Origin of the sequence: Pseudomonas sp. 2(2015) (genome assembly GCF_000955865.1) — a bacterium.
Classification (GTDB): Bacteria; Pseudomonadota; Gammaproteobacteria; order Pseudomonadales; family Pseudomonadaceae; genus Aquipseudomonas.
On record NZ_JYOF01000016.1, the window covers coordinates 1 to 25643 of the forward strand.

Annotated in this window: 21 protein-coding genes; 18 read left to right on the plus strand and 3 right to left on the minus strand. The window is 63.0% G+C overall.

The window, feature by feature from the left end:
• Positions 1-162: 162 nt before the first annotated feature.
• Together UB48_RS20975 and UB48_RS20980 are read right to left on the minus strand one after the other, a co-directional pair.
• Positions 163-1383, minus strand: coding sequence for a CaiB/BaiF CoA-transferase family protein (locus UB48_RS20975; RefSeq protein ID WP_045200590.1), 1221 nt, complete (start codon positions 1381-1383; stop codon positions 163-165).
• A 13-nt stretch (positions 1384-1396) separates the two neighbouring features.
• Complete coding sequence (locus UB48_RS20980) at positions 1397-2578, minus strand: acyl-CoA dehydrogenase (RefSeq protein WP_045200593.1); 1182 nt, start codon at positions 2576-2578, stop codon at positions 1397-1399.
• Positions 2579-2738: 160 nt separating this feature from the next.
• Between UB48_RS20980 and UB48_RS20985 the strand changes: the two genes are divergently transcribed.
• The 15 genes from UB48_RS20985 (at position 2739) to UB48_RS21055 (ending at position 20878) form a co-directional block, all read left to right on the plus strand.
• Positions 2739-3665 carry a LysR family transcriptional regulator gene (locus UB48_RS20985; RefSeq protein ID WP_045200768.1) on the plus strand — a complete coding sequence of 309 codons (927 nt, stop codon included), beginning with the start codon at positions 2739-2741 and terminating at the stop codon, positions 3663-3665.
• A 406-nt stretch (positions 3666-4071) separates the two neighbouring features.
• Complete coding sequence (locus tag UB48_RS20990) at positions 4072-5193, plus strand: Re/Si-specific NAD(P)(+) transhydrogenase subunit alpha (RefSeq protein ID WP_010222584.1); 1122 nt, start codon at positions 4072-4074, stop codon at positions 5191-5193.
• A gap of 11 nt (positions 5194-5204) precedes the next feature.
• Positions 5205-5537: an NAD(P) transhydrogenase subunit alpha gene (locus UB48_RS20995; RefSeq protein WP_038997786.1), complete on the plus strand. Its 333-nt coding sequence runs from the start codon at positions 5205-5207 to the stop codon at positions 5535-5537.
• Between the two features lie 2 nt (positions 5538-5539).
• Positions 5540-6976, plus strand: coding sequence for an NAD(P)(+) transhydrogenase (Re/Si-specific) subunit beta (locus UB48_RS21000; protein WP_045200595.1), 1437 nt, complete (start codon positions 5540-5542; stop codon positions 6974-6976).
• Between the two features lie 178 nt (positions 6977-7154).
• Complete coding sequence (locus UB48_RS21005; protein ID WP_045200596.1) at positions 7155-8648, plus strand: acetyl-CoA hydrolase/transferase family protein; 1494 nt, start codon at positions 7155-7157, stop codon at positions 8646-8648.
• 318 nt (positions 8649-8966) lie between these two features.
• The gene (locus UB48_RS21010; protein ID WP_010222590.1) at positions 8967-9182 is read left to right on the plus strand and encodes a DUF1127 domain-containing protein; all 216 of its coding nucleotides are present in this window, start codon (positions 8967-8969) and stop codon (positions 9180-9182) included.
• Positions 9183-9479: 297 nt separating this feature from the next.
• Positions 9480-9797 (plus strand): DUF2388 domain-containing protein, encoded by a 318-nt coding sequence (locus UB48_RS21015; RefSeq protein WP_045200598.1) that lies wholly within the window; start codon positions 9480-9482, stop codon positions 9795-9797.
• Between the two features lie 119 nt (positions 9798-9916).
• Positions 9917-10210, plus strand: coding sequence for a DUF2388 domain-containing protein (locus tag UB48_RS21020; RefSeq protein ID WP_045200600.1), 294 nt, complete (start codon positions 9917-9919; stop codon positions 10208-10210).
• Positions 10211-10237: 27 nt separating this feature from the next.
• Entirely contained in the window at positions 10238-10558 is a 321-nt protein-coding gene (locus tag UB48_RS21025) for a DUF2388 domain-containing protein (protein WP_010222593.1), read from the plus strand.
• The gene (locus UB48_RS21030) at positions 10555-12513 is read left to right on the plus strand and encodes a DUF4105 domain-containing protein (RefSeq protein ID WP_156160228.1); all 1959 of its coding nucleotides are present in this window, start codon (positions 10555-10557) and stop codon (positions 12511-12513) included. The genes UB48_RS21025 and UB48_RS21030 overlap by 4 nt, the downstream gene beginning before the upstream one ends.
• Positions 12514-12699: 186 nt before the next feature.
• On the plus strand, positions 12700-14151 hold the full coding sequence (locus UB48_RS21035) for a hypothetical protein (RefSeq protein ID WP_045200604.1): 1452 nt from the start codon (positions 12700-12702) through the stop codon (positions 14149-14151).
• Positions 14139-15614, plus strand: coding sequence for a hypothetical protein (locus UB48_RS21040; RefSeq protein WP_045200606.1), 1476 nt, complete (start codon positions 14139-14141; stop codon positions 15612-15614). Before UB48_RS21035 ends, UB48_RS21040 begins: the two co-directional genes overlap by 13 nt.
• A 15-nt stretch (positions 15615-15629) precedes the next feature.
• Positions 15630-16034 carry a hypothetical protein gene (locus tag UB48_RS21045; RefSeq protein WP_045200613.1) on the plus strand — a complete coding sequence of 135 codons (405 nt, stop codon included), beginning with the start codon at positions 15630-15632 and terminating at the stop codon, positions 16032-16034.
• Positions 16035-16143: 109 nt separating this feature from the next.
• Positions 16144-19827 (plus strand): tubulin-like doman-containing protein, encoded by a 3684-nt coding sequence (locus tag UB48_RS21050; protein WP_052676550.1) that lies wholly within the window; start codon positions 16144-16146, stop codon positions 19825-19827.
• 16 nt (positions 19828-19843) lie between these two features.
• Positions 19844-20878, plus strand: coding sequence for a hypothetical protein (locus UB48_RS21055; RefSeq protein ID WP_045200615.1), 1035 nt, complete (start codon positions 19844-19846; stop codon positions 20876-20878).
• 12 nt (positions 20879-20890) lie between these two features.
• Here UB48_RS21055 and UB48_RS21060 read toward each other — a convergent pair whose 3' ends face one another.
• A complete protein-coding gene (locus tag UB48_RS21060) occupies positions 20891-21292 on the minus strand; it encodes a GFA family protein (RefSeq protein ID WP_045200617.1) in 402 nt (133 codons plus the stop codon).
• Between the two features lie 304 nt (positions 21293-21596).
• Here UB48_RS21060 and UB48_RS21065 point away from each other — a divergent pair, with 304 nt between their 5' ends.
• The 3 genes from UB48_RS21065 (at position 21597) to UB48_RS21075 (ending at position 25622) form a co-directional block, all read left to right on the plus strand.
• Positions 21597-22904, plus strand: a complete 1308-nt coding sequence (locus UB48_RS21065) for a CitMHS family transporter (RefSeq protein WP_045200619.1) — start codon at positions 21597-21599, stop codon at positions 22902-22904.
• 75 nt (positions 22905-22979) lie between these two features.
• On the plus strand, positions 22980-23747 hold the full coding sequence (locus UB48_RS21070; RefSeq protein ID WP_045200621.1) for a TerC family protein: 768 nt from the start codon (positions 22980-22982) through the stop codon (positions 23745-23747).
• A gap of 216 nt (positions 23748-23963) precedes the next feature.
• Positions 23964-25622 (plus strand): Na/Pi cotransporter family protein, encoded by a 1659-nt coding sequence (locus tag UB48_RS21075; RefSeq protein WP_045200623.1) that lies wholly within the window; start codon positions 23964-23966, stop codon positions 25620-25622.
• Positions 25623-25643 lie beyond the last annotated feature (21 nt).

A 25643-nucleotide genomic window follows, 5' to 3' on the forward strand; every position in this document is an offset into this window, starting at 1 on the left:
CGGAAGTGGGGCGAATTATAGAGAGATCTGTGGGGGCGTCAAGGACTTATTTCAACTTTGTTTCAGCAGGGGCGGTTTGGCTATAAGCAGCAAGCTTCAAGCTACAAGTAAAAGCAGCAGCACCGCGCCCAACTTGTAGCTTGCAGCTTACAGCTTGAAGCTTCAGACCACCTTGGTTAGCCGCAGGCGCTCGATCTCCGATGCCGCCAGGCCCAGCACTTCGCCGAGGATCTGCTCGGTATGCTCGCCCAACAACGGCGGTGCATGGCGATACTCCACCGGCGTCTCGGACAAGCGAATAGGGCTGGCCACCTGCGGCACCTGCCCGGCAAGCGGGTGTGGCATCTCGATTGCCAGGCCCCGGGCTTTGACCTGAGGATCGGCAAACATCTGCGCCAGGTCGTTGATAGGCCCACACGGAACCCCGGCCTGCTCCAGCTGCGCGACCCACTCAGCGGTGGTCTTGAACACCGTGGCCTGGCGGATCAGTGGAATCAGCTCGGCACGGTTGGCAACCCGCTGCTTATTAGTAGCAAAGCGCGGATCGTCCGCCCATTGCGGCTGGCCGGCAACCTCGGCGAACTTGCGGAACTGCCCGTCGTTGCCCACGGTGAGGATGAAGTCGCCGTCGGCAGTAGGGAAGTCCTGGTAAGGCACGATGTTCGGGTGCGCATTACCCAGGCGCCGCGGTGGCGTGCCGGTGGTGAGGTAGTTCATGGCCTGGTTGGCCAGGCAGGCAACCTGCACGTCGAGCAGCGCCATATCAATGTGCTGGCCTCCACCATCGCGGTCACGATGGGCGAGGGCAGCCAGGATCGCCACGGTCGAATACAGCCCGGTGAGGATGTCGGTCAGCGCGACACCGACTTTCACCGGCCCCGCACCGTCTTCACCCTCCGGGCGCCCGGTCAGGCTCATCAGCCCGCCCAGGCCCTGGATCATGAAGTCGTAGCCGGCGCGCTTGGCATAGGGCCCGGTCTGGCCGAAGCCGGTGACCGAGCAATACACCAGGCGCGGGTTGAGCGCCTTCAGGCTTTCGTAGTCCAGCCCATAGGCTGCCAGGCCGCCGACCTTGAAGTTCTCGATCAACACGTCCGACTTTGCCGCCAGCTCGCGCACCAGGCGCTGGCCCTCGGGCTGGGTGAAGTCGATGGTCAGCGAACGCTTGTTGCGGTTGGCCGCCAGGTAGTAGGCAGCCTCGCTGGTGTTCTCGCCGTAAGCGTCCTTAAGGAAGGGCGGGCCCCAGGCGCGCGTATCATCGCCGCTGCCCGGACGCTCGACCTTGATCACTTCGGCGCCCAGGTCCGCAAGTATCTGCCCGGACCAGGGCCCGGCCAGCACTCGCGACAGATCCAGCACCCGCAGATGAGATAGCGCGCCCATGGCTGGCTCCTTATTAATAGAAGGACTGAATGCCGGTCTGCGCGCGACCGAGGATCAGCGCGTGGACGTCATGGGTGCCTTCATAGGTGTTGACCACCTCGAGGTTGACCAGGTGACGGGCCACACCGAACTCGTCGGAGATCCCGTTGCCACCGAGCATGTCACGGGCCATACGGGCGATGTCCAGGGCCTTGCCGCAGGAATTGCGCTTCATGATCGAGGTGATTTCTACCGCAGCAGTGCCTTCGTCCTTCATCCGCCCCAGGCGCAGGCAGCCTTGCAGGGCCAGGGTGATTTCGGTCTGCATGTCGGCCAGCTTCTTCTGGATCAGCTGGTTGGCGGCCAGCGGGCGGCCAAACTGCTTGCGGTCCAGGGTGTATTGGCGCGCGGTGTGCCAGCAGGCTTCAGCGGCGCCCAGGGCACCCCAGGAGATGCCATAGCGTGCCGAGTTCAGGCAGGTGAACGGGCCTTTCAGGCCGCGCACATCGGGGAAGATGTTCTCTTCAGGCACGAACACGTTGTCCATGACGATTTCGCCGGTGATCGAGGCGCGCAGGCCGACCTTGCCGTGAATCGCCGGGGCGCTCAGGCCCTGCCAGCCTTTTTCCAGAACAAAACCTCGGATGTCGCCGGCATCATCCTTGGCCCAGACCACGAACACGTCAGCGATCGGGCTGTTGGTGATCCACATCTTGCTGCCGCTCAGGCGATAGCCACCGTCAACCTTCTTGGCGCGGGTGATCATCGAGCCCGGGTCGGAGCCATGGTCTGGCTCGGTCAGGCCGAAGCAGCCGATCCATTCACCGCTGGCGAGCTTGGGCAGGTACTTCTGCTTGGTCGCCTCAGTACCGAATTCGTTGATCGGCACCATGACCAGCGAGGACTGCACGCTCATCATCGAGCGGTAGCCGGAGTCGATACGCTCCACTTCCCGGGCAATCAGGCCGTAGCACACGTAGTTCAGGCCACTGCCGCCGTACTGCTCGGGAATGGTTGCGCCCAGCAGGCCGACTTCGCCCATCTCGCGGAAGATCGCAGGGTCGGTCTGCTCGTGACGGAAGGCCTCCAGCACGCGCGGGGCCAGCTTGTCCTGGGCGAACTGATAAGCGCTGTCACGCACCATGCGCTCTTCTTCAGTGAGCTGTTGGTCGAGCAACAGCGGGTCGATCCAGTTGAAGCTTGCTTTACCGGCCATGAGCGAATCCTCGAGAAATGGGACCAGAGTTGTTGTGCATTGATCCTAGGCCCGTTCCGGCGGCGAGACAAACGAGGATTGCGCATGCTCTTGTGATAATTTCTCACTTCGTAATGGCCGCAAAGGCCATCTCTACGCTCTATTAGTGAGGTTGATGTACATGCGGCGCAAGATCCCCAGCACAGCGGCCCTGGTCTGCTTCGAGGCCGCCGCCCGCCACGAGAGCTTTACCAAGGCTTCCCAGGAGCTGTCCCTGACCCAGGGCGCCGTATGTCGGCAAATCGCCGGGCTGGAGGAGTTTCTCAATGTCGAACTGTTTCGCCGCTCGCGCCGCGGGGTGAAGCTGACCGAAGCCGGGCTTTCCTACAGCCGCCGGGTCGCCACGCAGCTGGATGCGGTGGAGCGCGACACCTTATCGGTGATGGGCCAGCAGGGCGCCAACGTCATCGAACTGGCAGTGGTGCCTACCTTCGGCACCCAGTGGCTGCTACCCCGGCTCAAGGACTTCCAGCAGCGCCACCCGGAGGTCACGGTCAACCTGACCAACCGCACCCGACCGTTCCTGTTTGCCGATACTAGCTTCGACGCGGCGATCTACTTCGGCGATGCCGACTGGTCGGGAACCGAGTCCCACCGGCTGATGGGCGAGAACCCGGTGCCGGTGTGCAGCCCGGCATTGCTGGCCGCTAACCGGCAACTGAGCCCCGCGCAGATCGCCCAGTTGCCGCTGCTGCAGCAGACCACCCGGCCCTACGCCTGGCGCCAGTGGTTCAACAGCCTGGAAATGAACGTCGCTCGTGACATGACCGGCCCACGCTATGAGCTATTCTCGATGTTGGCACAGGCGGCCATGCACGAGATGGGCGTGGCACTGATTCCGCCCTTCCTGATCCAGCGTGAACTGGCAGAAGGGCGCCTGGTGGTGGCCAGCCCACATGCGCTGTCGAGCATCAAGGCGTATTACCTGATGATCCCCGAGCGCAAGGTGGAGTCGGCTTCGCTGCGCGCTTTCCGCGATTGGCTGGTAGGGGAGGCGGGGCGCTACGCCGCAGCCCATAAGGATGACAGCTACAACCTGACCCCGTAGTCAATAAAACTGAAACCCTACAGATATAAGGAAATGTCGCATTTAGGCCAACTGTTTCAGGCACCCTCTGAAAAGCCCTTAACCCTGCTGTTTATGCGGCCTTCACAGCATAAATCGCGCTTTCAGCCAGGCATTCAGCAAATTCGGCGGAAAATTTTCGAATTTTGCCGTAATCTCCCTGAAGCCCGCGCTTGGCGGGCTCCAGGCCTGTTATTGCGACATTCGGTCACAGGGTGACTTGTAGTTTGATTGCCGTCACCCTTCAAAACTGGTTGAAGCGATTCAGGAATCACCTGCAAAATGCCGCGCCCCGCCTGGATTCGGCGGGATCGTGCTGATCGGCCGCCCCAGCGCACCATCCGCAGTGCGCTGGTTTACCAACAAAAGATCACGCAGGAGAAATGACGTGCACATTGGTGTTCCTCTCGAAACGCAGACGGGCGAAACACGGGTTGCTGCAACCCCGGAAACCATCAAGAAACTGATTGGCCAGGGGCATCAGGTCACCGTCCAGAGCGGCGCCGGCATCAATGCCAGCGTTCCGGACAGTGCCTATGAAGCAGCAGGCGCCACTATTGGCAGCGCTGCCGATGCGTTTGGAGCTCAGCTGGTTCTCAAGGTTGTAGCCCCTGACGATAGCGAACTGGCCCAGATCAAGAGCGGCACCGTGCTGGTGGGTATGCTCAATCCGTTCAACAACGAAACCATCGCCAAGATGGCCGAGCGCGGCATCACCGCCTTTGCCCTTGAAGCGGCGCCGCGTACCTCGCGGGCGCAAAGCCTCGATGTGTTGTCGTCGCAGGCCAACATTGCCGGTTACAAGGCCGTGTTGCTGGCGGCTCACCACTATCCGCGCTTCATGCCGATGCTGATGACCGCTGCCGGTACTGTTAAGGCTGCGCGTGTGCTGATCCTCGGCGCCGGTGTAGCCGGGCTGCAGGCTATCGCCACGGCCAAGCGCCTGGGTGCGGTGATCGAAGCCTCGGACGTGCGTCCGGCGGTGAAGGAGCAGATCGAGTCGCTGGGCGCCAAGTTCATCGATGTCCCTTACGAGACCGATGAAGAGCGCGAGTGCGCCGAAGGTGTCGGCGGCTACGCCCGCCCCATGCCGGCCAGCTGGATGCAGCGTCAGGCCCTGGCGGTGCACGAGCGCGCCAAGCAGGCCGATATCGTCATTACCACCGCACTGATCCCTGGCCGCAAGGCTCCGACCTTGCTCAGCGCCGAGACCGTGGCGCAGATGAAACCCGGCTCGGTGGTCATCGACCTCGCCGCAGCCCAGGGTGGCAACTGCCCGCTGACCGTCGCTGACCAGGTGGTGGTGGAGCAGGGCGTGACCATCGTCGGCCCGACCAACCTGCCAGCGCAGGTCGGTGCGGACGCCTCGGCGCTGTATGCACGCAACCTGCTCGACTTTATGAAGCTGCTGTTCGACAAGGACGGCGCGCTGACGATCAACCTCGAAGACGACATCGTCGCCGCGTGCCTGATGTGCCGCGACGGCCAGGTCATCCGCAAGAACGGATAAGGAGCCAGACAATGGAAGACATGCTGATCTCTCACGGCGTCTATAACCTGATCATCTTCGTGCTGGCGATCTATGTCGGTTACCACGTGGTCTGGAACGTCACCCCGGCACTGCACACGCCGTTGATGGCGGTCACCAACGCCATCTCCGCCATCGTCATCGTCGGCGCCATGCTGGCTGCCGCGCTGACCGTCACGCCGCTCGGCAAAACCATGGGCACCCTCGCGGTGGCCCTGGCAGCGGTCAACGTATTCGGCGGTTTCCTCGTCACCCGGCGCATGCTGGAGATGTTCAAGAAGAAAGCCCCAGGCAAGGGCGCAGCGAAGCAAGAGGGGCAGAAGTAAACATGAGCATGAACCTGGTAACACTTCTCTACCTTGTCGCCTCGGTGTGCTTCATCCAGGCACTCAAGGGCCTGTCGCACCCGACTACGTCACGGCGCGGCAACCTGTTCGGCATGCTCGGCATGGCTCTGGCGGTGATCACCACCGTCGGCCTCATCTATAAGCTGGGCGCAGAGCTGGCTACCGACGGCATCGGCTACGTGATTGTCGGTCTGCTGATCGGTGGTACTGCCGGCTCGATCATGGCCAAGCGCGTTGAAATGACCAAGATGCCCGAACTGGTCGCCTTCATGCACAGCATGATCGGCCTGGCCGCGGTGTTCATCGCCATTGCCGCGGTGGTCGAGCCGCAATCGCTGGGCATCGTTGCCAGCATCAGCGACCCGATCCCTACCGGTAACCGCCTTGAGCTATTCCTCGGCGCCGCCATTGGTGCGATCACCTTCTCAGGTTCGGTCATTGCCTTCGGCAAGCTCTCGGGCAAGTACAAGTTCCGCCTGTTCCAGGGCGCACCGGTACAGTTCAGCGGCCAGCACAAGCTGAACCTGGTTCTGGGTCTTGCCACCATTGGCCTGGGCCTGGTGTTCACCTTCACCGGCAGCTACAGCGCTTTCGCCCTGATGCTGATCCTGGCGTTCGTCATGGGCGTGCTGATCATCATCCCGATTGGCGGCGCCGACATGCCAGTGGTGGTGTCGATGCTCAACAGCTACTCGGGCTGGGCGGCAGCCGGTATCGGCTTCTCGCTGAACAACTCAATGCTGATCATCGCTGGCTCCCTGGTCGGTTCGTCTGGTGCGATCCTCTCGTACATCATGTGCAAGGCGATGAACCGTTCGTTCTTCAACGTGATCCTCGGCGGTTTCGGCGGCGCGACAGAAGCGGCCGGCCCGGCCGGTGCCAAGGAAGCCCGTCCGGTGAAATCCGGCTCGGCCGACGACGCCACCTTCCTGCTCAGCAACGCTGACACCGTGATCATCGTCCCCGGCTACGGCCTGGCGGTGGCCCGTGCCCAGCACGCGCTGAAAGAGCTGACCGAGAAGCTGACCCACAACGGCGTGACCGTGAAGTACGCGATCCACCCGGTGGCGGGGCGCATGCCCGGGCACATGAACGTACTGCTGGCCGAAGCCGAAGTGCCATACGACCAGGTGTTCGAGATGGACGACATCAACTCCGAGTTCGGCCAGGCCGACGTGGTGCTGGTGCTGGGCGCCAACGACGTGGTCAACCCGGCGGCGAAGAACGATCCGAAGTCGCCAATTGCCGGCATGCCGATCCTCGAGGCGTTCAAGGCCAAGACCATCATCGTCAACAAACGCTCGATGGCTAGCGGCTACGCCGGCCTTGATAACGAGCTGTTCTACCTGGACAAGACCATGATGGTCTTCGGCGACGCCAAGAAGGTCATCGAAGACATGGTCAAAGCGGTCGAATAAGCCGTTCAAACTGCTGTGACAAATAGCCCCAGCGCGGTACCGGCTGGGGCTTTTTCATGCCCGGCCAGCCGACAGAAGGCTCTATTTCAGGGCTTCGCATTCGACCTTGGTCGCGGGACGAAGCCAGGCGAAAACACTAGACTGCGCATCTAGCTTTAGTAGCCCGAGATAACAATCCATGTACCGTGATCGTATCCGCTTGTCCTCCCTGCACAGCAAGGTAATGAGTGCGGCTGATGCCGCTGGCCTGATCGAGGACGGCATGACCGTCGGCATGAGCGGTTTTACCCGCGCCGGTGAAGCCAAGGCGGTGCCCCATGCACTGGCCGAACGCGCCAAGCAGTCGCCACTGAAAATCAGCCTGATGACCGGCGCAAGCCTGGGCAACGACCTCGACAAGCAACTGACTGAGGCCGGCGTGCTGGCCCGGCGCATGCCGTTCCAGGTCGACAGCACCCTGCGCAAGGCGATCAACGCCGGCGAGGTCATGTTCATTGACCAGCACCTGTCGGAAACCGTCGAGCAGCTACGCAACCAGCAGCTCAAGCTGCCGGACATCGCGGTGATTGAAGCGGTCGCCATCACCGAACAGGGCCACATCGTGCCGACTACCTCGGTGGGCAACTCGGCCAGCTTCGCGATTTTCGCCAAACAGGTGATCGTCGAGATCAACCTGGCGCACAACGCCAACCTGGAAGGCCTGCACGACATCTATATCCCGACCTATCGTCCGACCCGTACGCCGATCCCGCTGGTAAAAGTCGATGACCGCATCGGCAGCACCGCAATCCCGATCGACCCGGCCAAGATCGTCGGCATCGTCATCACCGAGCAGCCGGACTCGCCGTCCACCGTACTGCCGCCAGACGACGAAACCCAAGGCATCGCCAACCACCTGATCAACTTCCTCAAGCAGGAAGTCGACGCCGGGCGCATGACCAACAAGCTCGGCCCGCTGCAAGCCGGTATCGGCAGTATCGCCAACGCGGTGATGTGCGGCCTGATCGACTCGCCGTTCGAAGACCTGACCATGTACTCCGAAGTACTCCAGGACTCGACCTTCGACCTGATCGACGCCGGCAAGCTGAGCTTCGCCTCGGGCAGCTCGATCACCCTGTCGACCCGCCGCAACGCCGACGTCTTCGGTAACCTGGAGCGCTATAAGGACAAACTGGTCCTGCGCCCGCAGGAAATCTCCAACCACCCTGAAGTGGTTCGCCGCCTGGGCATCATCGGCATCAACACCGCGCTTGAATTCGACCTGTACGGCAACGTCAACTCCACCCACGTCTGCGGCACGCGGATGATGAACGGCATCGGTGGCTCGGGCGACTTCGCCCGCAACGCGCACCTGGCGATCTTCGTCACCAAGTCGATTGCCAAGGGCGGGGCGATTTCCAGCGTGGTGCCGATGGTCAGCCACGTCGACCATACCGAGCACGACGTCGATATCCTCGTCACCGAGCAGGGCCTGGCTGACCTGCGCGGCCTGGCGCCACGCGAGCGTGCGCGGGTGATCATCGACAACTGTGTGCACCCGGATTACCGCGAGGCGCTGAACGACTACTTCACCCGCGCCTGCGAACGCGGCGGCCACACCCCGCACATCCTGCGCGAAGCCCTGGCCTGGCACGAAAACCTGGAAGAAACCGGGCGCATGCTCGCCGGCTGACCTGCACAGTGACCGGCCGGTTGTGCGCAATGCCAACCGGTCGGGTAACTGATTTATTTATCCAAACAAAAACTGTTCTACTGTACCGGTGATTTCACCGCCATTTTTCATCCTCTTGTCCCCTCTCTGATCAAAAATGCACCATTTCAGTGCTGACCAGTACAGTTGCGCCTATTCCGAGTGCAACAGTCGTCTAAAACAGTTAACTGGCCCATCACAATGCAGGTGAACTGTATCTACTGTTATGGACGACAGAGGAGGATCATTGGCATCAGTTAAATCACTACCTAATGCCGCCACAAGCGGAAGGATGACATCATGGAACGTACCCTCAGTTCCGATCTGGTTTTCGAAAACACCGCCGAACAATCCAAGGCCTCGCTGCCACTGCGCCTGCTGGCCAACCTGATGCTGTGGCAACGCCGCATTGCCAGCCGCCACCAACTGGCTCGCCTGGACTCGCGTCTGCTGGCTGATGCCGGTATCAGCGAAGCACAACGCTACGAAGAGCTGAGCAAGCCTTTCTGGCGTTAATGCAGGGCTCGCCGGCCAAGGCCGGCACCACGAATTCCCCAAAACCCGTCGCAGGTGACTGCTGACGGGTTTTGTCGTTTAAAGGCCCGGAATAGAGCGGCTGAACAACATACCAGTACAATTTTTAATTTAATTAAATTGACAGGTACAGTTGATAAATCTTGCTACGATCCGGTCCAAGCCGCGGATTACACCCGCGTGATACCCTTAACGTACCCAGCTTGGTAAAAAGTAGCGCAACAAGCTGAGCGTGCGTCTGACATAAGAACCACCAAAAGCCTATCCAGGAGATCGACCATGTTCCATTCACGCTTGTTTGGCGCCGCGCTGCTGCTGGCCCTGGCTTCGACTGCCAACGCCACCAGCTTCGTCGTCACCACCGATACCGTCGTTCGTGGTGTTGCCGCCTCCACCGATGCCACCTCCGATGTGTCGTCCTCGTTCCGTGACGACAAGATCGTCCAGGCCGCCCGTGACGACGCTGCCAGCTTCGTTGCCAGCCACGGTGACATCCGCGGCGCGAAACTGGAGAGCGCTTTCGCCCACATTCGCCAGCAGACCCCAAGCCTGCAGGCCAGCGACGCGCAACTGGCACAGGCCATCCTGGCGCTCTGAAGCCGCTCGTTCCCGGCCGTGCATGTAACAACGTGCAACTAAGCCGGCCCCTCTGCGCTGGTCCTCACCGGCGCATTGGGATAGCCTTTGCCGCCTGATTCAGCTGCCGTTCGAGACCCATGCGTTATCTGTCATTGCTGTTGCTCGTGGTGTGCTGGAGCAGCGCCGCCCAGGCGCTGGACCTGACCACCAACAACCTTGTCGTCAGTGGTTACGTCACCAGCAAAGTGACGTCGGTGCCCTTCGATCGCAAACTGCTGCTGGCCGCCCATGACGATGCCGCCGCTTTTGTCGCCAGCGATGGCCGATGGCGGGGCGCGCGCCTTGAGGCAGCACTGCAGCAGTTGCGCCAGGCCAACCCGGAACTTCATGCCATCGACCTTGAACTGGCACAGGCAATTCTCGTCCAATGATTACTTCTGTTCTCCCGGAGATGCTCCATGCGTAACCCGCTGATTGCCGCCACCCTTGGCCTTCTGCTGTTGGCCGATGTGGCCCAGGCACAAACCCTGGTGGCCACCAGCAACATCATCGTTCGCGCCTTTGGCCGCTCGATCGACTTCACCTCCGACACCACCACCTCGATTCGCGACTCGAAAGTCGTGCGCGAAGCCCGCGATGATGCCGCCAGCTACGTCGCCAGCCGTGGCGAGATCCGTGGTGCGCAACTCGAAGCCGCCTTCGATACCCTGCGCCAGCGTGTGCCAGAAGCGCGCCAGGCCAGCGACCAGGTGCTGGCTGAAGCCATTCTCGCCCTGTGAAGCCAATGCGTGCCTGGCTGCTGGGCTGCCTGCTGATACTGTGCGGCAGCCCGGCACTGGCCGACCTGCAGTTGGTGCTGCAGGCCGATGGCATGAGCCCGCAGCAACAGCGGGCCAGCCAGGCATTGCTGGATGAAGCCCTGCAGGCCCTGCCACCGAGCTTCAAGACTCGCCTTGACCGACGTATCCAGGTCAGCTGGAGCAGCCGTATGCCGGCCGATGCCTATGGCCAGGCATCGCTGGTTTCCACCCTGGAGCTCAACAGCCGCCTGCTGCCGGGCCTTGCCGATGGCAGCGCTGCCACCCAGAAGACCGGCCGCCCCCACGGCACCGTGCGCCAGGAGTTGCTGGCCACCGTCCTGCATGAGCTGACCCACATCTATGATCGCGCCCGTTTGTGGCAGGGTGCCGAGCGACAGCTGATCACCCGTTGCACCCGACAGCAGAACAGCCAGGGCAAAATCGGCCTGCCTGAGCAGTGCCGCGGCCAGACCGAACGCCGCTTTACCCTCAGCGACGATCCGCGACTGCTCGACCTGGCCGGCTGGCCGCAATATGTCGGCCGCCGTGGCGAGCGCGAGCAGCACAACCGCCAGGTGGCGCGCAGCCCCGACAGTTATGAGCTGAGCAGCCCCAAGGAATTCATTGCGGTCAACATGGAGTACTTCCTCCTTGACCCAAGCTTTGCCTGCCGCCGCCCGGCCTTGCAGGCCTACCTGAAAGCCCATTTCGACTGGGCACCCGAACATCCAGCGTGCCCGGGCGCCTTGCCGTTCCTCAATGCCGGCAACGACTTTGCCAAATCGCCGCTGGGCGAGATCGACCCCGAGCGCGTCTACGCGGTGGATTACCTGCTGGCCGAAGCCAATCAGAACTGGGTCAGCCGTTGGGGCCACAGCATGTTGCGCCTGGTCATCTGCGCCCCCGGGCGCCCACGCGGGCCGGACTGCCGCCTGGACCTGGACCAGCACCTGGTGCTGTCGTACCGGGCGTTCGTCAACGACGTGCAGCTGTCGAGCTGGGACGGTTTGACCGGCGCCTATCCGTCGCGGCTGTTCGTCTTGCCACTGGCGCAGGTGATCGACGAGTACACCAAGACCGAGCTGCGCAGCCTGGCCTCGATTCCGCTCAAGCTCAACCGCGACGAGCTGGAAAGCCTGGTGCGCCAGGCCGCCGAGATGCACTGGAGCTACGACGGCAACTATTACTTCCTGTCGAACAACTGTGCGGTCGAAACCCTCAAGCTGTTGCGCAGCGGTACTGCCAACCCGCGCCTGAACGACCTGGACAGCATCGTCCCCAATGGCTTGCTCGAAGTGCTCGAAGGCCGCGGCCTGGCAGATGTCAGCGTGCTCGACGACCCACGCGAGGCACTGCGCCTGGGTTATCGCTTCGACTCCTACCGCGACCGCTACCAGGCCATGTTCCTGGTGCTGAAAAAGCAACTGCCGATCAAGCAGGACAGCGTCGAAGCCTGGCTCGAGCAATCGGCCGAGCAGCGCCAGCAGTGGTTTGCCCAGGCCGACCTGCGTACCAGCGCAGCCTTGCTGCTGCTTGAACAAGCGAGCCTGCGCCGCCAATTGCTGCTGGCCCAGGACGAGGTCAAGCAGCGCTACCTGAGCGGGCGCGAGCGCAACGACGCCAGCGTCGGCAAGGCCAACAACACCCTGCAGCAGATTCTCGCCAACAGCGGCTTTCTCAGCCGCCCGGCCGAACTGCTGGGCAGCAGCGGCTACGGTCTGCCCCAGGCCAGCGAGCGCGAGAAACTGCTGAGCGAAACCCGCCAGCGGCAAAAACAGCTGCAAACCCTCAGTGCCGACCTCGACAAAGAGGTGCGGGCCTTGCTCGGCCCGGACCGCGCCGCGCAAATCAAAGCGGTCGAGGCCAACATCAAGCAGGTCGGCGAGCACCTGCGCGCATTGCACAAAGCCGCAGGCGGGCTGCAATTGCCCTGAGCCGGTGGTTGACTTTGTAACTGTCTGTGCCACTATTTCGCCGCTATAAAAATGGCGTTTTGATGCCATTTTGCTAGATGAAGGCCTCGCTTCGGGGCCTCTCGCAAAATCTCTTTCTATCGACGTGACAGCCTGGCTGTGAAGGGCAGGGCTGCGCACGAACGACCGTTGGCATGGTGGGATTATATGGACGTAGTCGGAGACGACCGCGAGTACGAGTGGTCGCTGGATGGGCAACGCTGGTTGCAGGATGCCCACGGCAGGTTCTCCCTGACCCACGTCGCTGGCAAGGCGCTGGAAGGCGATCAGCCTGACCTGGATTTCCTCGTCGGGGCGCAGCAAGCGCCTGACGGGCAGTCCTGGCTGCCGGCCAGCTTCCGCCATTGTCCGCAGACCGGCGCGCCCCTTGAACCTGTTCGTTACGCTCTCCAGCAGCGCTGGTTGCCACCTTATGGCAACGGTAGCGGCCGGCGGGTGGTGGAGGGCAGTTGCAAGCTCGATGCTGCCGAGCAGACTGTCGCCGCCGTGTACCAGCGCCTTGATCGCGCCAGCCCGCGCAACCTCAATGCCGCGCGCAAGTTCGACCAGCTGCCGCGCAGCAACGGTTTGAATTTCCTCGTCGCCAACCTCGGCGGCCATCGCGAAGCGCTGTTTGCGCTGGCGCGCGATGGCAGCCTGTTCCGCTGGCAGCGCAAGGCCGAAGAATGGGTCGGAGTGCTGCCGCACAGCACCCCGATCGGTCGCTGCAGCCTGCAAAGCTGGGCCTGGGGCGTGAGCCTGCGCGAGCAGGGCAGCCAGCAATGCCTGCTGCTAGCCTGTGATGAAGGCGCCACCGAAGTGCGCGTCGATCCGCTCGCTGGCCGCTACCACCTGGAGCGCTGCCCTGGCCGCGCTATCGCCGCCCCCGGCGAACTTGAAGAGCAGGTGCTGATTCCCCAGCAGATGCCCGATGGCAGCTTCTGCGTGGTCGCCCGCCAGAATGATCAGTGGCTCGCACACCCGATTGCCCTGGCCAATCCGCAACACCTGCACAATCTCTCGGCGCCGCTGCGCGACCCGGCCTCGCGGCGCCTGCTGTGGATCGGCGCCCACGGCTACTTGAGCGTCAAGCTCGGTGAAAGCCTCGAAGCCCAATGGCTGAGCTGGCCGCCCGGCGCCCAGGCGCGCCCCGAATATGGCCCGCCGTTCGTCAATGGCTACGGCATCTGGCAGCAACTGTTCGAAGGCAGCGAGCAGTACTGCCTGCGCCTGGACTCCGACGAGCGCAAGGAAGTCAAAGGCTCGCGCCTGAGCACCGGGCAGCTGAACTACATGTTCAACGTGCGCCTGGACGCGCCGTGGGGTGAACACGACGTCGACAACAACCCTGCCGACCGCGAAGTGGTGTACCCGTTCATCGAGTTCAGCGACAACCCGCACCTGCTGTCGTGCCGGGTGCGCTGGCCCTCGAGCCTGCAGCAGTTCTTCGGCAATGAGCAGCCCGTCGAGACCGAGTACTGCCTTGAGCGCATCGGCCAGCCGGCCTTGAGCCTGCTGCTGAAGGTGGCGCAACCGTGGAACGCGCAGTGGTTCTGCTACGACAACGCCCTGTGGCTGTACATCGATTCGACTGGAGCGCTTTACCGATGGAACGCCTGAACCGCCTGCTACGCCACAGCCTGCTGCTCGTCCTGAGCCTGGTCTGCATAAGCGCCCATGCGGCGCCACTGCGCCAGGTGTTGCTGGTACAGAACTCCGGCTGGATGGAGCCGTTCTACCTCGACCCGGCCTCGGGCTTCAAACCGCTGGTCACGCAACTGGCGGCCAGCGCCGCCGGTAGCGGCGAAGTGGTGATTGGTGCCTTCAACCAGGCCGACAGCAGCCACCCCTCGCCGCAATGGACCTACCGCGGGCCAGGCACCCACGCCAAGCTCGCCGACAGCGTCAATGCCCTGAGCCTGGCCCGCAAGGCCAGCGGCGCCTATGCCGATACCGATTTCAAGGAAGCCTTGCTGGCGGCGATCAACACCGGCCTGGAAGGGCGCGAAGGCATCATCTGGATCGTCACCAACAACAAGAACAGCCCCAACAACAGCAACGAAACCCAGGTCAAGAACCGCGAGTTCTACGACCTGCTGCACAAGGAAGCAGTGATCAGCCGCATCGCCGCCTTCCCGCAGAAGATGCCGGTCAAAAGCAGCAATTTCGAGGCTAACGGCCTGATGATCTACGCCCTGGCCTATGGCGCCAACGCCGGTGCCGCGCTCGAGCAGGTGCTGGCCCAGCCGGCCCTGGCAACACTGCTCAAAGACGCCGGGGTGCGCCTCAAGCCACTGACCCAGGCGGCCGTGCGCTTTATTCCGACCGGGGTAAAAGACACCCCGGACGTCAGCGCCGAGCTCGCACCCGACCAGCAAACCGTGGTGCTCAACATCGATGTCGACGGCTCGCCGAAAACCGCGGTGCTGCTAGGCCGCTTCGAGAACCAGTTCAACCCCTACCAGATCCACTCAGCCAAGGTCGCGATGAGCCTCGATATGCCGGGCGAAGCCCTGCAGTCGTCGATCTCCCTGGACCGCATCGAAAACCTCGAGCCAGGCGCCCGCTCCGAAGAGCTGTCGATCAGCCTGCAACTGCCGCCGCTGCCTTCGCAGTGGTCCAGCGAAGTGCTGCTGTCCAGCGGCTACCAGCGGGCCGGCGCCATCGAAGTGCGCCTGAGCGAACAGCAGTTGCAGATTTCCCAGCAGTTCATCGAGCGCATGAACGAACTGTTCCCCAACGATGCCTTGCCGGACGTGTTCCTGCCCTCCAGCGAGGCCAGCGCCTCGGCTACCCGCCTGCCGATCGTGTTGCAGATCAGCTACCCGCTGGGCCCGGTGCTGCTGTTGCTGGCCCTGTTCGTGTTCGCCTTGTTCGGCCTGCTGCTGGCCAAGAGCCTGGTCGGCGGCAAGAAGCCGGTCACGGTCATGGTCGAAGGCGTGGCCCAGCAGTACCCGCTCAAGCCGTTCAGCAGCGCCAGCGTCTACGACGCCCGGCAGAACAAAGTCGCGACGGTAAAGCGCGGCCTGTTCGGCGCCACCCTTGAAAAGCTCGCCGCCGACGTCGCCGTGCGCCTCAAATAACCTTAGGACCCTGTCATGACCCAAACCAGCTCCCTGCCAGCCCCAGTAGAAAACGAAGCCGCTCCGGCCACCAGCACCTCCACCCTGAGCGTGCCGACGCCAGTGCTGGACCTGGGCCCGAAAAAAGTCGACAGCCGCGATGCCCTGGTCGGCGTGGCCGTGTTGGTGGTGCTGGCGTTGATCTTCTTCGTGATCAAGAACGCCTACGCCAACTGGCGCGTGCGTGAGCGCGTGGCGCCAAGCCGTGCCAACGCGTCTGGCTGGTTCCTGTTCCTCGGCCTGCTGCTGGTTTCGGCTATGGCGGTGCTGGCAGTAATCAACTCCGGGCAGTTCCTCACCCCGCTGTACCTGGCGCCACTGGCTGGCGTGGCCGGCATTTCGCTGGTGGCCTGGCTGATGACCTTTTCGGCCAAACGCTGAGCCAGGCTTGCTGCGCCCGCGTCAGGCCAGGCCTGACGCTTCAACCGATGATGGATTTAGTACGCCGAGCTGACTCGGCCAGCCCAGCCAGGGCTCATGGAGTTTGAAGATGAACGAGAATGCACAACCTTCCGGCCCGGCGGCGCTGAACGCGGTCAGCGAGAAGATCCACCCGACGCTGTTCATCGCCCTGGGCGGTACCGGCATGAAGGTGAACATTCGCCTGCGCCGGCGCATTCTCAATGCGATCTGGGGCGGCAACAACCAGGTTCAGCAGATTGCCGATTTCCCCTTGGTACAGTTCGTCAACTTCGACCTGGATGCCGGCGAAGTCACTCAGGACGGCAAGTCGATCAAGACCGACGTGCTCGCCGAGCAGGTCGCCTTCACCTCCGAAGAAAAGATCATCGAGCCGCTCAACCTGAGCAAATACACCCACTCGATGGACGAGCTCAACCGCCACCGGGAAGTGGCCGAGTGGTTCCCGCTGACCCCGGACAAGATCCGCGCCCTGGGTATCGACCCGTCCAAGGGTGCCGGGCAGATCCGCGCGCTGTCGCGCCTGTACTTCTACGACAAGTACCCGGTGATCCGCGACAAGCTGCGCGACAAGGTCAACCGCCTGCTGGCCAACATCGGTGGCCATGCCGACAAGCTGAAAAAGCTCGGCCTGGAAATCGACCCGGGCAAGATCCGCATCGTCATCAGCGGTTCGGCTGCCGGCGGCACCGGTTCCGGCTCGTTCCTCGACATGGGTTACCTGGCCAAGGCGATCCTCAAGGAGAACAACATTGCCGGCAAGGTCGACCTGTTCTTCGTCCTCCCCGGCGGCTTCCATGCCTTCAACACCGAGCGCGTGCAGGCCAACGGCTACGCAGCACTGATGGAGCTGGAAACCAGCATGCGCGGCAACCGCCTGGTCAAGCACTGGGACGCAACCGACAACCTGTTCATCGACAGCCGTCCGTACGACGACGTCTACATCGTCGACAACAGCAACGTCGCCCAGGCCAAGACCAGTGACCAGGAAGACATCTACGAGATGCTGTCGGATGTGCTGTTCACCGACTTCACCTCCCAGGACTTCGCCAACAAGAAGCGCTCGATCGCGGTCAACCAGAACCAGCACAAGATCCGCTCCTACACCGTGCGCCTGCCGCAGGACTACGGCGACGATACCGAGCTGCGCTTCCCGTGCTCGTACTCCGCGCTGGGCCAGGCGGTGCTCGACACCCAGATCGATGCACGGCAGAACGTGCGCCTGAGCCGTCAGGTGCAGCAGATGCTCAAGGCCTTCTTCGGCATCGCCAACGCCGCCGCCAACGACAACCGGCCAACCGACCGCGAGCGCGATGACTTTCTGCGCGAGCAACTGAACGTCACTGCGCGCACCTTCACCGAGCTGCCGGACTTCCTTTCCAAGGTCGAGCTGACCCTGGCCACCGGTGAGTTCACCCACTATCAGGTGGCTGACGACCTGCTGCTGGTCGAGGGCGACAACAGCGTCACCGCGCAGATCGAGCAAAAGGTCGAGATGCTCTTCGAGCGCCTGCAAAATGGCGGCGCCGACAAGGACCAGTGGCTGACCCACGTGCGTGAAATCCAGCAGCAGCTGGAGCGCGACACCAAGGGCAGCAACATCGACAGCGCCGAGCGCAACCACGAAGTGCGCATCAAGGAAAACCGCCAGCGCCGCCTGGCCGAACTGGTACGCGAAGACGCCCTGCCGGAAAAACTCTTCCGGCGCCTGGACGACGATGAGCGTGGCGGCCTGGATTACACCCTGGCGCTGGTCGAGATGCTCAAGGACCGCCTCGAAAACGAAGGCAGCGGGATCATCCCGGCGCTGGAAAAGAACGCCGCGCGCTTCAAGGAACTGGCCGAGAAGCTGGAGTCCTCGGAGCTGGCCCGCGAGTTCGAACGCCTCAAGGAAACCACCGGCGGCGGCCTGATGGCCCGCCTGAGCGGCAAGGACAAACAGGCCGAGACCGTACTCACCCAGGTCAAGGACACCTTGCGCGACAGCCTGCTGTTCTACGTGCGCCATGTCGCTGCCCGTGAAGCGGCGCAACTGCTGCGCGAGCTGTCCGAGTGGCTGGGCCGCAAGGAGTCGGTCGACCACAGCGGCCGTGCAGTATGGAACGGCTTCGTTGGCCGCCTGCAGGACGGACGCAATGCGGTTGACCAGCTGTTGCGCCGGATCGAAACCGATATCAGCAAGATCGACGCCAGCATCAAGGAAAAACACGCCACCCTGATCCCGCTGGCGCTGGTGCAAAGCAGCGAGGAACAGGTCGTCGATGGCGCCCAGGTGCGCGAGTGGGCCAAAGACGCTTTCAAGGACTTTGGCGGCTCCAAGGTGCTGTTCGGCAAACTGCAGGACGAAGAGGGCCAGGAAGAATTGCTGGGCAAACTGCGCAGCAAGGCCGTGCAGCAGTTGCCCAAGCAAAACCAGGGCATCGACCCGCTGCTCAGCGCCCTGGCCGCGCTGACCCCGGACGAACAGCGGGAAAAATTCCGCCAGCTACTGCAACGGGCCATGCCTTGGGCGCCGCTGAACCTCACCGGCGGCTTCGGCATCGTCAAGGACCGCTACACCTGCCTGGTGGGCGTGCAGGATGCCAACGAATTCAAGCGCACCTACGGCGCCATGCTCGCCCAGTGCCTGCCGCAGGGCACCGGCATGACTGCCGGGCAGATCCAGTTCGTCGAGTCCGGCACCCCGGGCAAGCTGATCTGCTTCACTGAGCTGAGCGGCTTCCCGCTGCCGGCCCTGACCCCGCTGCCGACCTACCTGGCCAGCTACCGCAAGGAAAGCACGACGATTCCGCTGCACAGCCACAAGCGTATCAGCCAGTTCGTACAGCCGATCCAGTTCACCCAGGAGCAGTACCGCCAGTTCGCCGAAGACTTCAAGCTGTACCTGCACGCGGTGGCCGTTGGGGTGTTGCGGCGCAACCCGTCGGAACGTTACGAGCTGATGATCGACCAGGACTACTTCAGCATCGGTGACGAGTTCGCGATCCGTCAGAACGGTCTGAACCAGGTGCAACGCAAAGACATCGAAGACCAGTTGCGCCAGCGTTACGAGCAACTGCGCAGCCCGCAGCAGCTGGCGGCCATGGTCGCGCTGTTCGAAGACCTGCGCCGCGGCGCCTACAAGCCGCAGATGCGCCAGAACGAGCTTGGGGTGTCGTCGCTGTACCAGACCTTCCCGTACAAGATCGCTGAGTTGCTGAAGAACGAGTACGACAACCGCCTCAAGCGCCAGGCCCCGGATACCGCGGAACGCCTGGTAGAGCAGGCGCGAGCGCTGCTGGAGCAATTCGCCGAACCGGTCAACGGCTCACGCGCCGACGTCTATCGCGACGAAGTGCATGACGAGCACAGCGAAAAACGCACCCTGCGCAAGGAGTGCTTCAGCAGCGGCTGGCTCGACGCGCTGTTCCAGCCGGCCGCCAGCGCCGCACCGGCACCGATGCCGGGCATGGCTGCGCCACCGCCAGGTGTTGCCGGTATCGCGCCGCCACCGGTGGCTACGCCGCAGTTCAACTATCACCTGAGCGTGGCTGGCAGCAACTACGGCCCGTACACCAGCAGCCAGCTGCAACAGTATGTGCAAACCGGCCAGATCACCCGCGACAGCCTGCTGTGGCGCGAAGGCATGGCCGCCTGGCTGAGCGCCGGGCAGATTCTCGAACTTGCCCATCTGTTTGCCCCGGCCCCTGCTGCGGCGCCGCCGGTAGGCACGCCACCGCCCGTCGCGCCGATGGCGCCACCGCCTGTGAACTGAGGAAGGCCTGAGCCCTATGTCCGCATCTGCGAAAAAACCGGCCTTCCCCCTCAACTGCGCCAATGGCGAGTGTGGCAAGGCCCTGTGTGGCCCGGTGCTGTTCTGTCCATATTGCGGTGCCAGCAGCCAGGTGGTGACCAGCGCACCGGTTGCCGCTCCGGCAGCCGTGGCAGCGGCCGTTGTCGCGAGCGAAACGCCGACAGCCCCAGCACCGGTGGCCAAAGCGCCCGAGCCGCCACGGCAGGTGACCATCTCCAGCGCCGAGATCGAACGCGCCGTGGCAGCCACCGCGCCGCCGCAAGCGCCGGTCGTGGCCCAGGTGAGCAAACCACGCAATGTCGCGCGCCAGGCCGCGCTGGCCATCGCCGTGCTGGTTGCGGTGGGTGGTTATGCGGCCTATCAGATGAACGCTCGAAAGGCCTTGCAGCAGTTCGAGGCAGAACTGGCCGCAGGGCAGGGCTGCCTGCGACTGAACCAGTACAACTGCGCACTGGAAAAGGCCGAAAGCGCCCTGCGCATCGAAAGCAAGGACCCGCGCGCCATCAGCTTGCTGCAACGCGCACAGGCCGGGCTAGAGGGTCAGCAACGCGATCAGCAGGCCCAAGCCCAGGCCGCCGCCGCTGCCGCAAGCGCTGCAGCAACGCGCAAGGCAGCAGCCGAACAGGCGCAGCGCGAGCAGCAAGCCCGTGAGCTGGCGGCCAAGGAGCAACAGCTTCATGACGAACAGACCCAGCTTGCCAAACGCCAGCAACAACTGGAGCAGCAGGCGCGCTCGGCACCGCCAGTACAGCCGCGGGTGGCACCTGTTGCCCGGCCGGTGCAACGACCGGTGGCGCCGGCAGCCAACGCCGGGTTGGTGGGCCAGCAGCTGAGCCAGGCGCGTAGTGCCCTGGCCCGCCGCGACGGCGCCACCGCGCGCTCACTGGCCAACCGGGTGCTCAGCCAGGATCCGGGCAACCGTCAGGCGCAGATCATCCTGCGCCAGGCCGAACAGCTGCGCGGTCAGTCGTTCAACACTCCCAAGGGCCTGGGCGGGGTGATCATCGAGTAAATCCGTAGAAACCTAGAGCGTCTCCCCGGGCTCGCCGCGCAGATGCTCGTCCAGGTGCAACCACGGCAGGCGGCTGGCAGTCCAGATGTGTCGGTTCGGCGCCGCCAGCTGCGGCTGGTCGAGAGTGGTCACAGTAACATCGATGCTCTCCGGGCTCAGATCGGTGGTCAGCGCCACATGGGCCCCGCACCGGCTGCAGAAATAGCGCACGCAACTGGCAGACGAGTCGTAGCGCTGCGGCGTACCGCTCAACCATTGGAAATCCTCGCAACTCACCGTCAGCCAGGTGATCAGCAAACCACCACTGACCCGTCGGCACACCGAGCAATGGCAGTGGGCAACATCCGTCAACGGACCTTGAATCCGGTAGCGCAGGGCGCCGCAATGGCAGCCGCCTTCGTACGTATCACTCATCGCTCCCTCCTGTTGCCTACAGGCTGATAACCAACAATGCACCTCTCGTCGGCTTTGGGCCAGCGAAAGCTGGCTGAAAGCTTCCCACCTTAGGATTGCCACCACTACCGGCACAAGACCGGTCAGCCAGGGCCCCGTTCGTTGCATGCGGCGCCCGGCCCAATTAACAACAACAATGGTGATACTGATGCTTTCCTACGCCCGCCTCCCTGCAGCAATCCCTCCGTTATTCCACGCGCTGCGCCCTGTGCGCTGATCCGCCCGAATCGTTCTTCCTTCGCCGCGCTACGCCTGGAGTACTCCCATGCTGACCTTCCTCGGCTTTGCCATGGTCATCACCTTCATGTACCTGATCATGACCAAGCGCCTGTCGGCCTTGATCGCGCTGATCCTGGTACCGATCCTGTTCGCCCTGTTCGGTGGTTTTTCCGCCAAGATCGGCCCGATGATGCTCGAAGGCATCAGCAAACTGGCGCCGACCGGGGTCATGCTGATGTTCGCGATCCTGTATTTCGCCCTGATGATCGACTCCGGCCTGTTTGACCCGGCCGTGCGCAAGATCCTCAAACTGGTCAAGGGCGACCCGCTGAAAGTCTCGGTCGGCACTGCCGTGCTGGCCCTGGTGGTGTCGCTGGATGGCGACGGCGCCACCACTTACATGATCTGCGTGGCCGCCATGCTGCCGCTGTACAGCCGCCTGGGCATGAGCCCACGGATCATGGCCGGCCTGATCATCCTTGCCGGCGGCATCATGAACATGACCCCCTGGGGTGGCCCGACCGCGCGCGCCGCCAGCGCCCTGCATGTCGACCCCTCGGACATCTTCGTACCGATGATTCCGGCGATGCTCGCTGGTGTCGTCGCCCTGTTGGCGATTGCCTACGCCTACGGCAAGCGGGAACGCGCGCGCCTGGGTGAACTGCACCTGCCTGGTGATGAGATCGATCACAGCGAAATCAGCGTTTCGCAGTTCCCCGACGCCCGTCGCCCGAAACTGCTGTGGTTCAACGGCGCGCTGACCGCCGTGCTGATGGTCTCGCTGATCATGGGTCTGCTGCCGCTGCCGGTGCTGTTCATGATCGCCTTCAGTATCGCCATGATCGTCAACTATCCGTGCCTGCAGCAGCAGAAAGACCGTATCGCCGCCCATTCGGGCAGCGTGCTGGCGGTGACCGGGCTGATTTTTGCCGCCGGTATCTTCACCGGCATCCTCTCCGGCACCGGCATGGTCGATGCCATGTCCAAGAGCCTGCTGGCGGTCATTCCTGATGCGCTGGGGCCTTACCTGGCGGTGATTACCGCAGTCGTAAGCATGCCGTTCACCTTCTTCATGTCCAACGACGCCTTCTACTACGGGGTGTTGCCGGTACTGTCGGAAGCGGCCAGCCACTATGGCATCTCGCCGGTGGAAATGGCCCGCGCGTCGATCGTCGGCCAACCCGTGCATCTGCTCAGCCCGCTGGTACCCTCTACCTACCTGTTGGTGGCCCTGGCCGGCATCGAGTTCGGCGATCATCAGCGCTTCACCCTGAAGTGGGCAGTGCTGATCTGCCTGTGCATAATGCTCGCCGCGCTGCTCATGGGAATTTTCCCCCTGTTCAGTAGCCTATAAGACAACAGAATCACCTAACCGCTGCCGCGCCCCATCGCCTGGGGCGTTGTGCTTACATCGTTCGAAGGAATACACATGGAATGGCTGACCAGCCCAGAGATCTGGGTTGCCTTTTTTACTCTGACGGCGCTTGAGATCGTTCTCGGTATCGACAACATCATCATGATCTCGATCCTGGTCAGCCGCATGCCCAAGCACATGCAGCAGCGCACCCGGATCTTCGGCCTGGCGCTGGCCATGGTCACCCGCATCCTCCTGCTGCTGTCGATCACCTGGGTCATGCGCCTGACCGCCGACCTGTTCGTGGTGTTCGGCCAGGGTATTTCCGGGCGCGACCTGATCCTGTTCTTCGGCGGCCTGTTCCTGTTGTGGAAAAGCTCCCAGGAGATCTACCACGGCCTGGAAGGTGAAGACGAAACCAGCGACGAGCCAAGCGGCGCCGGCGGCAAGTTCTTCTACACCATCATCCAGATCGCCATCATCGACATCGTCTTCTCCCTGGACTCGGTGATTACCGCGGTGGGCATGGTTTCCCACGTACCGGTGATGATCGCCGCGATCGTCGTCGCGGTGCTGGTGATGATGCTCTGCGCCGGCGCCATCAGTAACTTCATCGACAAGCACCCGTCACTGAAGATGCTCGCCCTGTCGTTCCTGATCGTGGTCGGGACCGTGCTGATTGCCGAATCCTTCGACGTTCACGTACCCAAAGGCTACGTCTACTTCGCCATGGCGTTCTCGCTGGCGGTCGAGGCGATCAACATCAAGATGCGCACGGCCATGGCCAAGAAGAAGCAACAGAGCGATCCGGTGAAACTTCGCAAGGACATCCCGGGTCAGTAATCCCGGTGCTGGTGAAAAGGGCCCTGCGCAGGGCCCTTTTTTCATCTTGCGTCATGACAGTTTTGTTTCAAAGGCTGGCGTGGCTATGCGATGCTGGCGCCACGGCCATTGGCCGACTACAGCTTAAGTGAGCACTGGGAAAACCGCCTGGCAGCAGGACAGGCTCACGGCATCATCCATTTGCCCCGCTGGGGCGCACAACAGGGGGCCTTTTCAATGCTGACCCTGCTCAATCTGCTTTCCGCCGTGGCGTTGCTGATCTGGGGCACGCACATCGTGCGTACCGGTATCCTGCGGGTGTACGGCTCGAACCTGCGCCGGGTACTGAGCCAGAACATGTCCAAGCGCCCGCTTGCGTTTATCGCCGGCATCCTGGTGACGGCGATGGTGCAAAGCAGCAACGCCACGGCGATGCTGGTGACCTCGTTCGTCGGCCAGAGCCTGATGGGCCTGACCCCGGCGCTGGCGATCATGCTCGGCGCCGATGTCGGTACCGCGCTGATGGCGCGGGTGCTGACCTTTGACCTGTCATGGCTGTCGCCGCTGCTGATCTTTCTCGGGGTAATCTTCTTTCTTTCCCGCAAGCAAACCCGCGCCGGGCAACTGGGCCGCGTCGGTATCGGCCTGGGCCTGATCATCCTCGCCCTGCAGCTGATCGTCGAAGCGGCGGCGCCGATCACCCATGCCCAGGGGGTGAAGGTACTGTTCGCCTCGCTGACCGGCGATATCCTCCTCGATGCCCTGGTCGGTGCCCTGTTTGCTCTGATTTCCTACTCCAGCCTTGCCGCCGTGCTGCTCACCGCCACCCTGGCCGGCGCCGAGCTGATCAGCCTGCCGGTGGCCATCGGCCTGGTCATTGGCGCCAACATCGGCAGCGGCCTGCTGGCCTTTCTCAGCACCAGCATGCAAAACGCCGCCGGGCGCCAGGTGGCACTGGGCAGCTTGCTGTACAAGCTGATCGGCCTGGTGCTGATCATTCCAGTGCTCAACCCGCTGGTGGCGTGGATGGACAGCCTGAGTTTCAGCCCCCAGGAGCTGGTGATCGGCTTTCACCTGCTCTACAACACCCTGCGCTGCCTGATCCTGTTGCCGACGGTGACGCCCATGGGCCGCCTGTGCAGATGGTTGCTGCCCGAGCGCGAAGAAGCCAACGGCCGCGCCCGCCCGCGTCACCTCGACGCGACCGCACTGACCACGCCAAGCCTGGCCCTGGCCAACGCGGTGCGCGAAACCCTGCGCATGGGCGACCTGGTCGACAGCATGCTCGATGCCATGCTCAACGTGCTGCGCGGTACCCAGACCGCCATGACCCAGCAGATGCGCGGCCTGGGCGAGGACGTCGAGGCGCTGTACAACGCCATCAAGCTGTACCTGGCGCAAATGCCCCGCGAAGATCTCAGCGAGCAGGACAGCCGGCGCTGGGCCGAGATCATTGAGCTGGCGATCAACCTCAAGCTGGCTGCCGACCTCATCGAGCGCATGCTGCGCAAGGTCCAGCAGCAGAAGACTTCGCAACGCCGCGAGTTTTCCGAGGTGGGCCTGGAAGAACTGACCAGCCTGCACAGCCAGTTGCTGGCCAATCTGCGCCTGGGCCTGTCGGTGTTTCTCAGCGCCGACCCGGAAAGCGCCCGCCAGCTGCTGCGGGAAAAACGCCGCTTCCGCGCCCAGGAGCGGCGCCTGGCCCATGCCCATGTCAGCCGGTTGCAACGTAAAGTGGTGCAAAGTATCGAGACCAGTTCGTTGCACCTGGAGCTGATCGCCGACATGAAACGATTGAACTCCTTGTTCTGCAGCAGTGCCTATGTGGTATTGGGCGGCGCCGATACTGGCGGCCTGCTGCTCGACAGCGTGCCGGACGACGCTCATTCACCGTGATCGCGACACCCCAAGAACTCC

What these genes read in the sequence shown, in the direction of transcription:
- UB48_RS20975 (WP_045200590.1), bottom strand. Translation starts at nt 1,383, where the DNA reads ATGGGCGCGCTATCTCATCTGCGGGTGCTGGATCTGTCGCGAGTGCTG.
- UB48_RS20980 (WP_045200593.1), bottom strand. Translation starts at nt 2,578, where the DNA reads ATGGCCGGTAAAGCAAGCTTCAACTGGATCGACCCGCTGTTGCTCGAC.
- UB48_RS20985 (WP_045200768.1), top strand. Translation starts at nt 2,739, where the DNA reads ATGCGGCGCAAGATCCCCAGCACAGCGGCCCTGGTCTGCTTCGAGGCC.
- UB48_RS20995 (WP_038997786.1), top strand. Translation starts at nt 5,205, where the DNA reads ATGGAAGACATGCTGATCTCTCACGGCGTCTATAACCTGATCATCTTC.
- UB48_RS21000 (WP_045200595.1), top strand. Translation starts at nt 5,540, where the DNA reads ATGAGCATGAACCTGGTAACACTTCTCTACCTTGTCGCCTCGGTGTGC.
- UB48_RS21005 (WP_045200596.1), top strand. Translation starts at nt 7,155, where the DNA reads ATGTACCGTGATCGTATCCGCTTGTCCTCCCTGCACAGCAAGGTAATG.
- UB48_RS21010 (WP_010222590.1), top strand. Translation starts at nt 8,967, where the DNA reads ATGGAACGTACCCTCAGTTCCGATCTGGTTTTCGAAAACACCGCCGAA.
- UB48_RS21015 (WP_045200598.1), top strand. Translation starts at nt 9,480, where the DNA reads ATGTTCCATTCACGCTTGTTTGGCGCCGCGCTGCTGCTGGCCCTGGCT.
- UB48_RS21020 (WP_045200600.1), top strand. Translation starts at nt 9,917, where the DNA reads ATGCGTTATCTGTCATTGCTGTTGCTCGTGGTGTGCTGGAGCAGCGCC.
- UB48_RS21025 (WP_010222593.1), top strand. Translation starts at nt 10,238, where the DNA reads ATGCGTAACCCGCTGATTGCCGCCACCCTTGGCCTTCTGCTGTTGGCC.
- UB48_RS21035 (WP_045200604.1), top strand. Translation starts at nt 12,700, where the DNA reads ATGGACGTAGTCGGAGACGACCGCGAGTACGAGTGGTCGCTGGATGGG.
- UB48_RS21040 (WP_045200606.1), top strand. Translation starts at nt 14,139, where the DNA reads ATGGAACGCCTGAACCGCCTGCTACGCCACAGCCTGCTGCTCGTCCTG.
- UB48_RS21045 (WP_045200613.1), top strand. Translation starts at nt 15,630, where the DNA reads ATGACCCAAACCAGCTCCCTGCCAGCCCCAGTAGAAAACGAAGCCGCT.
- UB48_RS21050 (WP_052676550.1), top strand. Translation starts at nt 16,144, where the DNA reads ATGAACGAGAATGCACAACCTTCCGGCCCGGCGGCGCTGAACGCGGTC.
- UB48_RS21055 (WP_045200615.1), top strand. Translation starts at nt 19,844, where the DNA reads ATGTCCGCATCTGCGAAAAAACCGGCCTTCCCCCTCAACTGCGCCAAT.
- UB48_RS21060 (WP_045200617.1), bottom strand. Translation starts at nt 21,292, where the DNA reads ATGAGTGATACGTACGAAGGCGGCTGCCATTGCGGCGCCCTGCGCTAC.
- UB48_RS21065 (WP_045200619.1), top strand. Translation starts at nt 21,597, where the DNA reads ATGCTGACCTTCCTCGGCTTTGCCATGGTCATCACCTTCATGTACCTG.
- UB48_RS21070 (WP_045200621.1), top strand. Translation starts at nt 22,980, where the DNA reads ATGGAATGGCTGACCAGCCCAGAGATCTGGGTTGCCTTTTTTACTCTG.
- UB48_RS21075 (WP_045200623.1), top strand. Translation starts at nt 23,964, where the DNA reads ATGCTGACCCTGCTCAATCTGCTTTCCGCCGTGGCGTTGCTGATCTGG.